General features: G+C 38.9%; 9 protein-coding genes. 5 read left to right on the top strand and 4 right to left on the bottom strand.

Annotated features, from left to right (window positions below; all coding sequences use genetic code 11):
* Position 1 precedes the first annotated feature (1 nt).
* Positions 2–1,543, bottom strand: a complete 1,542-nt coding sequence (locus NZD88_RS09020) for a T9SS type A sorting domain-containing protein (RefSeq protein WP_259828809.1) — start codon at positions 1,541–1,543, stop codon at positions 2–4.
* Between the two features lie 508 nt (positions 1,544–2,051).
* Between NZD88_RS09020 and NZD88_RS09015 the strand changes: the two genes are divergently transcribed.
* On the top strand, positions 2,052–2,246 hold the full coding sequence (locus NZD88_RS09015) for a bacteriocin-like protein (RefSeq protein WP_169235696.1): 195 nt from the start codon (positions 2,052–2,054) through the stop codon (positions 2,244–2,246).
* Positions 2,247–2,396: 150 nt separating this feature from the next.
* On the opposite strand, the gene NZD88_RS09010 is transcribed toward NZD88_RS09015, so the two are convergent.
* Complete coding sequence (locus NZD88_RS09010) at positions 2,397–3,629, bottom strand: autotransporter outer membrane beta-barrel domain-containing protein (protein ID WP_259828808.1); 1,233 nt, start codon at positions 3,627–3,629, stop codon at positions 2,397–2,399.
* 129 nt (positions 3,630–3,758) lie between these two features.
* Positions 3,759–6,038 carry a catalase/peroxidase HPI gene (gene katG / locus NZD88_RS09005; RefSeq protein WP_259828807.1) on the bottom strand — a complete coding sequence of 760 codons (2,280 nt, stop codon included), beginning with the start codon at positions 6,036–6,038 and terminating at the stop codon, positions 3,759–3,761.
* Between the two features lie 330 nt (positions 6,039–6,368).
* On the opposite strand from katG, the gene NZD88_RS09000 reads away from it, so the two are divergent.
* Together NZD88_RS09000 and NZD88_RS08995 are read left to right on the top strand one after the other, a co-directional pair.
* Positions 6,369–6,830: a heme-binding domain-containing protein gene (locus NZD88_RS09000; protein ID WP_169235699.1), complete on the top strand. Its 462-nt coding sequence runs from the start codon at positions 6,369–6,371 to the stop codon at positions 6,828–6,830.
* Between the two features lie 11 nt (positions 6,831–6,841).
* A complete protein-coding gene (locus tag NZD88_RS08995) occupies positions 6,842–7,255 on the top strand; it encodes a thiol-disulfide oxidoreductase DCC family protein (protein WP_259828806.1) in 414 nt (137 codons plus the stop codon).
* Positions 7,256–7,339: 84 nt separating this feature from the next.
* On the opposite strand, the gene NZD88_RS08990 is transcribed toward NZD88_RS08995, so the two are convergent.
* Positions 7,340–8,773, bottom strand: coding sequence for an alpha-amylase (locus tag NZD88_RS08990; protein WP_259828805.1), 1,434 nt, complete (start codon positions 8,771–8,773; stop codon positions 7,340–7,342).
* Between the two features lie 188 nt (positions 8,774–8,961).
* Here NZD88_RS08990 and NZD88_RS08985 point away from each other — a divergent pair, with 188 nt between their 5' ends.
* Positions 8,962–9,651: a DUF4290 domain-containing protein gene (locus NZD88_RS08985; protein WP_259828804.1), complete on the top strand. Its 690-nt coding sequence runs from the start codon at positions 8,962–8,964 to the stop codon at positions 9,649–9,651.
* A complete protein-coding gene (gene murA / locus NZD88_RS08980; RefSeq protein WP_169235703.1) occupies positions 9,651–10,958 on the top strand; it encodes a UDP-N-acetylglucosamine 1-carboxyvinyltransferase in 1,308 nt (435 codons plus the stop codon). The genes NZD88_RS08985 and murA overlap by 1 nt, the downstream gene beginning before the upstream one ends.
* Positions 10,959–11,010: the final 52 nt, after the last annotated feature.

Raw genomic sequence — 11,010 nt, 5'->3', positions numbered from 1 at the left:
GTTATTTTTTTATCAATTTCGCATTCGCTGTTTTATTCATATCCGTCTTTATCGTCACCAGATAAGCCCCTTGAATCAAATTCTGGGTATTAATCTTCGTCACTTTATTCTTCGTTTTCACAGTCTGAAGCTGTCTTCCACCCATATCATACAGAATAATATCTGCTTCTTTAAATTCAAAGCCTATTTCCACATAAGCATACTCTGATACTGGATTCGGATAGATTTTAATGTCTTGTTTCTCGATCAGCTGATCAAGCTGTTTATCTCCCAATTTCACGATCTTCCAATTTTCTTTTCCTAGTTCCTCAGCGCTGGTACCCGCTAAGATTATTGAACCATCTCTATTAAGTTTAATATCTGAAAGTCTCTCCTCTCTTTGTCTCTTGTCTCCATTTACATGTTTTCTCCACTGCTCATTTCCATCTGCATTTAAATAAAGCATCCAGAAGGTTTCATCGTCAGTTTCAACTCTTCCTTCTGTCTGCGTGTAGCCACCTAAAAGGATTCCTTTTGAAGATTTGTCATCTGCCGAATGAAGCACACTCATTCCCATTAGTATATCACGGTTCTTGAAATTGTAAGACTTTTGCCAGATCTCTTCTCCTCTTTCGTTAAGCGAGATTAGCCATAGATCTGTTCCTTCTTCAATACCAACACTTTTATTTCCTGATCTTTCTGAACGGCTTTCGCCACCGATGATATAGCCAGTCGAAGTTAAAGCCAGAGTTCTTAGGTGATCATCTTGTTTACCTCCAAAATCCTTTTCCCATTCCACTTTTCCGTCTTTCGAAAGTTTAATGATATAATAATCTCCTTCGCCGAAGTTTTCGGTTTTCTTAGAACCTCCAATGTTGCTTCTGGAGTAAATACCTAACAATGCACCTCCATCTTTCGTTGGAATCATCTTTTCAACTTCATCCAATCCTTTCCCTCCTAAAATAGATTGTGACAGTTCTTTTCCGTTCTTATCGAGTTTGATAATCAAAACATCTTTTGAACCATAGCCTTTAGCTGAATTCTGAACATTTCCAGCTACAAAAAATCCCAGATCAGTAGTCTGAATTACAGATCTTGCTTCTTCATCGGATGCTGACCCCAGTGTTTTTTGCCATAGTTCATCTCCGAATTCGTTTAATCTGATCAACCAAATGTCCGATCCGCCTTTGGAATCTTCTTTTTTATCAAAACCTTTCCCGGAATACGAGGTGCCTGAAACTAAAAAACCTCCGTCCTGTGTAGCAACGGATGCCGATAAATAGTCATGGTTCTGTCCAGAAAAATATTTTTCCCAAACCTGTTCGCCCTGTTGGTTGAGTTTAACCAGATGAAAATCATAGCCATTATTTTGTTTTTTTTCCGTTGAAAATTTCTGAGATTGGATCGAACTTCCTGTAATTAGATACTGTTGATCTATTGTTGTCGTTACCTGGCTTAAAAAATCCTGAGTAGAGGATTTGATATCTTTCTGCCACAATACCTCCTGGGCAGATAGCCCCAGAAGAGTGCATAAAGTAAATGCACCGGAGTAGAATTTCTTCATCTTTTGTGTATTTTTAGTTTAAGATTAGCTTTTATAATTTTGGCGGTAAATTTAACACTTTTTAACGCATTTCAAATCTCCCTATTGAGATTTAATATGAATTTTATCACACAAAAGATTATTATATATTTTAAATCTCTTGTAATACAAATCTATTATAGCATAACGACAGAACGTGTCGTGTTAAATTATAGCTGCCTTATTTTATAAAAAGCTGGAAAACATTCACCTAATAGATTGACAGTCGTTTTATTTAAAATGATTTACCTCAAACAAACGGCCAGGGTATTATTATGATAAAGGAGAATTTACCCTAAAAGAGTATCAAAATTTAATATCTGATCCATCTAAAAATGGAGCCTAAAGACTATATCAATTTTGTTTCAAAAAAAATTCACGTTCCGGTGTATTTTTATATTTGTAGTAATATATATTTTTTTTATATTAGTTCAATAAATACAATATCCGAAAAGCGGATATTGTAAGAAAAAATTAATCCAAAATTACTATGAAAAATTTAAAAAAAATTTCGAGAGAGAGTTTAAAAGCTGTTAAAGGTGGAATTACACAAGAATGTGCAGTCTGGTGGGGTTCAGGTAAGCCATATTATAAAACTGAGGCCGCTTGTATTCAAGCAGCTGCAAATAATCCAGATGATTTTCCTTACTGCCATAATGAATGTGGACGTTGGTACGGTTACTAAATTTTAAAATAAATAAATTACAATGGCTGTTTTCTAGTGAAACAGTCATTTTTTTTGTTGAGAATCTCCCAATAGAAGTAGATCCTCAACATGAAAAAAAGCCATCCTATTTTAGAATGACTTTTATACATTTCAGAGTAAATCAAAATTTTAATATCTCGAAATTACCACCCAAGCTGAGCCCGTACTCTGTACCACAATTGCTCTTCCCCAATCACTGTTATTCAAACCGTAATTAGTGAAATTACCTCCATTAATTCTAAAATTTCCAGCTACGGTAACATTTCCAGCCGTATCATTAACCAAATTATACACTTTCCCCTGATTAGCCATACTTGCGGCCGGAAGTGAAATATTTCCTGCTACAAGAATCGTATAATCATCTGCGGCAACAGCCCCCGAAGACAAAGTTTTTATTTTTGCATTTAAAGACGAACCATCTTTCCATGATAATGTTCCAGCCCCGTCTGTGACTAAAGCCTGATTGGCCAGGCCATTTGTTCTTGGAAAAGTATAGCTACCCTGAAGTGCATTGGAGGCATCACGATAAGAAAAAGTAACTCCTTTCAGTTTTTCCAAAATAATATCTGTTGATTCAACCCCATTCCCATTGTGGCTCAATGTAAGATTATTGACGGTTCCATTGCTTATTCCCCATACAGAAGCATTTACACTTTGATCCGGATTATTCGCCACCAAAGCAAAAGATCCGCCAGTAGCCCCTGAGAAAGCAGCCATACTACCGCCGCCTGCTCCATAGTTTGACTGTAAACTGCTTATTCCTGGTCTCGTCATCACTACACTTGTACTGGTAGCAGCAGACAAGTCGTTATTGTCAGCATAATAGAGTCCATTTCCGATTCCGAAAAGATTTGTATCTATCCCAAAGTAATTGCTTCCGCTTCCATACTGAGCTTTCATGTCACCTTTCACTTCAAATTGCCTGTCAGATACCGCATCAGTGGCAGCAAAACCAATCCCCACTTTTCCATTTTGATAGATATTTTGAGTATTGGCAGTTGCAGGACTTCCTGTATTCTGTATATTCCATGGTGATGCAGAAATACCTGTATTCAGTTTTACCCATTTATTCAAATCACCGTTAAAGTAATAGTATCCCACGGAATCGACATCTACCGTTTGATTGCTTAAAGCTCCGGCAGCCGTCACATATACCAGAGCTCCGGTCTGTAAAGGAGTGTAGATTTTTACATTTAGCTGATCGCCAGTGATTCTGGGTGCAATAATCCCATCCAGTTTTGAAGTATCAGTTGGATTTCCAACTACATCGAATGTAGCGTTTGGCAGACTTGTATTCACTCCTACTTGAGCAAAACCCAAAGAACCTACCAATACTAAGGCAGGAAATAATTTTCTTAACATATTTGTTTGTTTTTCAACAAATATATAATTTATTTACATATTACATCAATTTATTAATCAATCAATATAATAATCAATAAAAAAAGACAGCATTTTCGACTGTCTTCACAATATTATGTTAAGTAACGATTATTTTAAATCAAATCTATCCAGGTTCATCACTTTTGTCCAAACTCTTACAAAATCATTGACAAATTTCCCCTGAGCATCATTGCTTCCATAGACTTCGGCAATCGCTCTCAATTCAGAATTGGAACCGAAAACAAGATCTGCGCGGGTAGCTGTCCATTTTGGCTGACCCGTTGACCGGTCAGTCCCCATATACACTTCACGATCTTCTGAGATTGATTTCCACTGCGTTCCCATATCCAGAAGGTTAACAAAGAAGTCGTTGGTAAGCACTCCAGGACGGTTGGTAAATACGCCGTGTTTTGATCCGTCAAAATTGGTATCCAAAGCCCGCATTCCACCTATTAATACAGTCAGTTCCGGAGCTGTAAGCGTTAGAAGCTGTGCTTTATCGATCAATAAAGACTCTGTGGATACCGAGAATTTACTTTTCAGATAATTACGGAATCCGTCTGCGGCTGGTTCCATATAACTCATAGATTCCACATCGGTCTGTTCCTGTGAAGCATCCATCCTTCCGGGTGTGAAAGGCACTTTAATATGCTGCCCTGCATCTTGTGCTGCCTTTTCTACGGCTGCACTTCCTGCAAGAACAATCATATCTGCGATTGAGATTTTCTTTCCTCCGCCTTGAGAATCATTAAATTCTTTCTGAATCTTCTCCAATTCTCCCAAAACTTTCTGAAGCTGAGAAGGATTATTGACAGCCCAGTCTTTTTGAGGTGCAAGACGGATTCTGGCTCCATTAGCTCCACCACGCTTATCACTACCCCTGAATGTAGAAGCAGAAGCCCATGCAGTAGATACCAGCTCAGAAATACTCAGCCCTGAATTCAATATTTTTCCTTTTAGTACATCAATATCTCCATCATTCACCAATTCATGATCAACTGCCGGAATAGGATCCTGCCAGATCAGTTCTTCCTGTGGCACATCCGGTCCCAAATACCTTGCTTTAGGGCCCATATCTCTGTGCGTAAGTTTAAACCACGCTCTGGAGAAGGCATCAGCAAACGCATCCGGGTTTTCATAGAAATGTCTTGATATTTTTTCGTAGACAGGATCCAGTCGTAATGAAAGATCTGTCGTAAGCATTGTAGGTCTGTGCTTTTTATTGGAATCAAATGCGTCAGGAATGATCTCTGCACCGTCTTTTGCCACCCACTGATGAGCGCCGGCAGGGCTTTTCGTAAGCTCCCACTCGTTTTCAAATAAATTCTTGAAGAAGTAATTACTCCATTCTGTCGGAGTTTCTGTCCAGGTTACTTCCAGCCCGCTGGAAATGGCATCTGTTCCTCTTCCTGATTTGTATGTGCTGCTCCACCCTAATCCCTGAAGTTCAATTCCGGCTGCTTCCGGTTCTTTTCCTACATGATCAGCGGGACCGGCCCCGTGTGTTTTTCCAAACGTATGTCCACCTGCGATCAAAGCTACCGTTTCTTCATCGTTCATCGCCATACGTCCGAAAGTATCTCTGATATCTTTAGCCGCAGCAATAGGATCAGGATTTCCGTCCGGACCTTCAGGATTCACATAAATAAGTCCCATTTGTACGGCTGCAAGAGGTTTTTCAAGATTTCTGGAATGAATATCACCGTCTGCATCGTCATCAGTAGGAAGTACACCATGTTGTTCCGTTACTCCTTCTGATCCGTGAGCATAACGAAGATCACCTCCCAGCCACGTTTTTTCAGATCCCCAATAGATATCCATATCCGGTTCCCACACATCTTCACGTCCTCCCGCAAATCCGAATGTTTTAAAGCCCATAGATTCCAGAGCTATATTTCCGGTAAGGATCAAAAGGTCTGCCCAGGAAATGTTCTTTCCATATTTTTGCTTAATAGGCCACAACAATCTTCTGGCCTTGTCCAAACTTACATTATCCGGCCAGCTGTTCAACGGTGCAAAACGCTGCTGTCCTGCTCCTGCTCCACCACGGCCATCACCTACACGGTAAGTCCCGGCACTGTGCCATGCCATACGGATAAACAGAGGGCCATAATGACCAAAATCAGCGGGCCACCAGTCCTGAGAATCCGTCATTAACGCATGAAGATCTCTTTTTACGGCCTCAAGATCCAGGCTTTTAAATGCTTCAGCGTAGTCAAAGTCCTTATCCATAGGATCTGAAAGTGATGAATGCTGACGCAGGATATCTACCCTCAATTGCTCAGGCCACCAGTCTAAATTCTTGGTTCCTCCGCCTGCTACAGCTTCCTTTTTCATGGTTCCATTATGGAATGGGCATTTACTGATGTCATTCAAATCTTTTTCCATTGTCGTTTAATTTTTTATGTTGATTAATACAGTTTCTTTGTAAAGACATGACAAACTTATAAAGTTTATATAATATATACAATCTATTAATTTTAATTTAAACCATAGTTAAAAACTATAATCAATTCAATTTTACAAATCTTTTTATAACATGAGATCAAAAGGCACAATAATGCAATTAAGTTAATAAAAATTAAAGAACATCTGTATAAAAAGCAAGATGAAACTATCATATTTAGAATGATTCAAATGAGTGGTCTATAATTTGATAATCAGTTCATTCGATTTAATAAAATTTGATTATTTTTATATTTCAAGCATACAATTGATATGAAAAAAATACTCGTTATTCTTCTTGTTGCATTCATTATTATTCAGTTTTTTCCGATTGATAAAACCAATCCGCCTGCTACTCCGGGTATGGATTTTCTGAAGATTAAAAACACGCCGGAACCTATCGCAAAGATCATCAGTACATCATGCTATGACTGTCATTCCAATGAAACTCAATATCCATGGTATTCCAGTATTTCACCAGCTTCATGGTTTGTTAAAAATCATATAGATGAAGGCAGAAAACAGCTTAATTTCTCTACCTTTGCTGTATACGAGCCCAAGATACAGGCACATAAATTGGAAGAATGCATAGAAATGATCGAGAAAGAAGAAATGCCTTTGGAATCGTATTATGTAGGACATCAGGATGCCAAATTGACTCCTGAACAACGGAAAGAATTGGTTAAATATTTCAAAAAAGTAAAAGAAGACACCGAAAGGAAAATGGTATTTTAAACATCAGCATCATGCGGGAGAACTGGGAAGACAAACATATTGTATTTTTTGACGGCGAATGCGGCGTCTGTAATTTTTGGGTGCAATGGATTCTGGAACGGGATAAACATGATAGGTTCATGTTTGCATCTCTGCAATCAGATTTTGGCCAGAAGTTCCTGTCTGAAAGAGGTCTGGAAAATAAGGTATTCAATACGCTTTATCTCTGGAAACCGGGGAAATATTACTATACAAAATCACGTGCGGTACTGCAGATAGCCCATGTACTTGGTGGTGTTTATAAACTGTCCGCTGCAGGAAAAATAGTCCCCGCTTTTTTAAGTGATAAAGCTTATGATCTTGTTTCAAGAAACAGAATGAAACTGGCTAACCAGAAATGCTTTCTCCCTGATCAAAATCAAAAGAAAAAATTTATTGAAGTCTGATCTTTAATTACAGATTTCTGCAAAACGTATATGAAAAAAAGCAAAGATGAATCATCTTTGCTTTCTTAATTTATTAGACTTTTTTTATTGGTTCAGAGACCATATTGAATAACTGTTTGGCGGAGACTGGATTTTCACCCATTTATCTCCCTGTGTTGTAGGATACCAAGTCGAGTTACCCGTAAAATCTTTAATCTGCTGACTGCTCCAGTTGGTTTCCACCCATCTTTCCTGCCAGCTTGAAGAATTGTTGATATAGACTACCAGTCCCGGATTTCCGTTGTACCCGTTACGTCTGGCAATATATTCATCATTATCCGTATAAAGGATTGAAGTGGTTCCGGTAGCTTTATTGTTATGGATCCAGATCAGATTGTTCAGTCTTTCTTTATTCAGCCATTCTTCATAATCCCGGTAAAAGATAGTTGGATACCCTTCATGGGTAAGAATATAGGCATAGGCCGGCATTTTGTTGTTAATAATATCCGTATCGTGATTGGCTACGAAAGTGACAGCTTTGTAAGGATTTCTCTTCCACATCATATCGTCATTCAAAGCATTTAAATTTCCGTTGTCAAAAGCTTCATCCATTTTATAATATGCTGCAAAATCGAATACGGAACTGTTGGCATTATTAGCCCACCATTCCAGGGTATTCACATTAGAATCCCACAACTCACCCACGGAAAACCCGCCCACGTTACTATTCCAGTTATTGACGACCCAAGGTCCGAAACCTTTCACATAATCAAATCTCCAGCCGTCAAATTTCATGACATTCTTATAATATTTCCCGACAGAATCATCTCTTCCCCAAAGCCAGTCCTGAACGTAGGGACTAGCATGACAAAGATCCGGAAATCCACCAAAAGCGCCTTCATCATTATTTCCGTAAGAATTTTTGTAAAAATCATTGTAGCTTCTAGGAAATTTCCCTGAAGCAATGGCTGAGAAATCGGTCCATGTGCTTGTTCCGGTAAAAGGGTTGGCCTGAGACTGTCCGCCACTGTTGTGATTAATGACAATATCTGCATAAACCTGCATATTTTCAGCATGGGCTTTTGTAATCAGTCCTTCCAGTTCAGTCCTTGATCCAAACCGGGTTTCTACGCTTCCGTTCTGATTGAAATTCCCGAAATCATAGTAATCTGTAGGATCATATCCCATTGAGTAGGCTCCGTTCTGAGCTTTTGATGCAGGCGGCAGCCATACTGCCCCGATTCCTGAATCTGACCAGGCAGCTAACTTACCTTTCACGGTATTCCACCAGTTTCCACCTTCGGGGACATCCCAGTAAAAACCCTGCATAAGCACTCCCCCTCCGGGACCGGAGACAAATTTTCCGGATACAGATCCGCTTCCGGTACTGAAGGGACGCCCATCATGGTTGGTAACGTTTACGGTTTTGGAATGCACTTCTTCATTGCGGAGATTTTCATTGTCGTTTTCATCATTGTTCCGACAGGCACTAAAGATTGTTAAAACCAGCATCGAAACTAATAAATGTGTTTTTTTCATACTACTATTTTAATTATTAATCTAATAACTAAATTACAATTTTCTTAAAACAAAGTCTAAAAAAAGTGAGATATTTTCATTTTCACGAAAAGATCTCCATAAAAGACTGCATAAAATTTTCATTAAAAAATCATAAACTTTTCATATTTTCAAAACAAATTTTCTTTTAATCCATATATTTGCATATTATGGAATATAACACCCAAAGAACTCAGCTTCATATGCCGGAATATGGCAGAATCATACAGCAGTTGGTTGAACGCTGCAAGGAACTCCCTACCAAAGAGGAAAGGAGTGAAATGGCAATGGCTATTATCGATTTTATGGGTCAGAGAAACCCTCAACTCCGTGACGAAGAAAATTATAAACATAAACTTTGGGATCATCTTTTTATTTTAGCAGAATATGATCTTGATGTAGAATCCCCATATCCTTTTCCTACCAGAGAACAATTGGCCGAGAAGCCTAAAAGAATGGAATACCCTAAACTACAGGGAGATTTTAAGTTTTACGGAAAAAGTATCCTTCAACTGATTGAAAAAGCGATTGAACTTGAACCGGGTGACGAAAAGGAAGCCCTTATCGAGGTGATCGCCAATAACATGAAGAAGTCTTACAATGTATATAATAAGGAACATGTAACGGATGACGTTATTTTCCGCCATCTGAAAGAGTTGTCTGAAAACAGGCTGGACCTTACCGGAATAGAATCTCTTGAGAAGAGCAAAATCTACTACACCAGCAATAACAATAGCCGTAACAACAGCAACAACGGACGAAATAACAGCAACAACGGACGAAACAGCAGCAATACTAATAATAAAGACCAGACTAATAAGAGAAGGCATAACAACAACAACCATAAAAACAGAAAGTAATGAGTGGAACATTTCAGATAAGGGGAGGAAAAAAACTGCATGGGGAAATAACTCCACAAGGGGCAAAAAATGAAGCTTTACAAATTTTATGTGCTGTCTTGTTAACAGATGAGGAGGTAAGAATTAAAAATATTCCTGATATCCACGATGTAAACAGGCTGATCGAAATTCTTGGGGATTTCGGGGTAAAAGTAACAAAAAACGGCCAGGGCGATTTCACATTCAAAGCCGATAAGGTCAATTTTGACTATATAAAATCAGACGAATTTAAAAAAGATGGTGCTAAACTGAGAGGTTCCATTATGCTGATGGGCCCGATGCTTGCCCGTTACGGTGAAGCGTATATGCCGACTCCGGGAGGTGACAAGATCGGAAGAAGAAGACTGGATACGCATTTCCAGGGATTGGTAGAATTGGGTGCTGAATTCAATTATGATGAAGAGGAATATTTCTATTCATTAAAAGCTAAAGAACTGAGAGGAAAATTTATCCTTCTTGAGGAAGCTTCTGTGACCGGGACAGCCAATATCGTAATGGCTGCTGCCCTTGCCAAAGGAAAAACAAGAATTTATAATGCCGCCTGCGAACCTTATCTTCAGCAACTTTGCAAAATGCTGAACAGAATGGGCGCTAATATTTCCGGAATCGGTTCCAACCTTGTGACCATTGAAGGGGTAGAATATCTTCACGGTACGGAACACACAATGCTTCCGGACATGGTAGAGATCGGATCATGGATAGGCCTTGCCGCCATGACGAAATCTGAAATCACCATCAAAAATGTAAACTGGAGCCAGCTTGGCGTGATTCCAAATACATTCAGAAAATTAGGAATTCAGCTTGAACAAAGCAATGACGATATCTTTATTCCTGCTCAGGAAAATTATAAGATCCAGAAGTTCATCGACGGATCTATCCTTACCATTTCAGATGCTCCTTGGCCGGGGTTCACACCAGATTTATTATCTATTATTCTGGTAGTGGCTACTCAGGCGAAAGGAAGTCTTTTGGTTCACCAGAAAATGTTTGAATCCAGATTATTCTTTGTAGATAAACTGATTGACATGGGGGCACAGATCATTTTGTGTGATCCACACAGAGCTACGGTAATCGGAATGAATCAGGAATCTCCGTTAAGAGGAACGACCATGGTTTCTCCTGATATCAGAGCCGGAAACGCTCTTCTTATTGCAGCCCTTTCTGCGGAAGGAAAATCCATCATCCACAATATCGAGCAAATCGACAGAGGTTACGAGAATATTGACGGAAGACTGAAAGCCATTGGTGCTGACATTGAAAGAATTTAAAAATACATTGTATTCCAATAAAAAAGCGTTCAAATTAATTTTTGAACGCTTT

It is taken from the genome of Chryseobacterium pyrolae, from assembly GCF_025153485.1.
In the GTDB taxonomy this organism is placed as follows: domain Bacteria; phylum Bacteroidota; class Bacteroidia; order Flavobacteriales; family Weeksellaceae; genus Chryseobacterium; species Chryseobacterium antibioticum.
The sequence above is the reverse complement of the archived record's forward strand: the minus strand, read 5'-3'. Positions and strand labels throughout refer to the sequence as shown.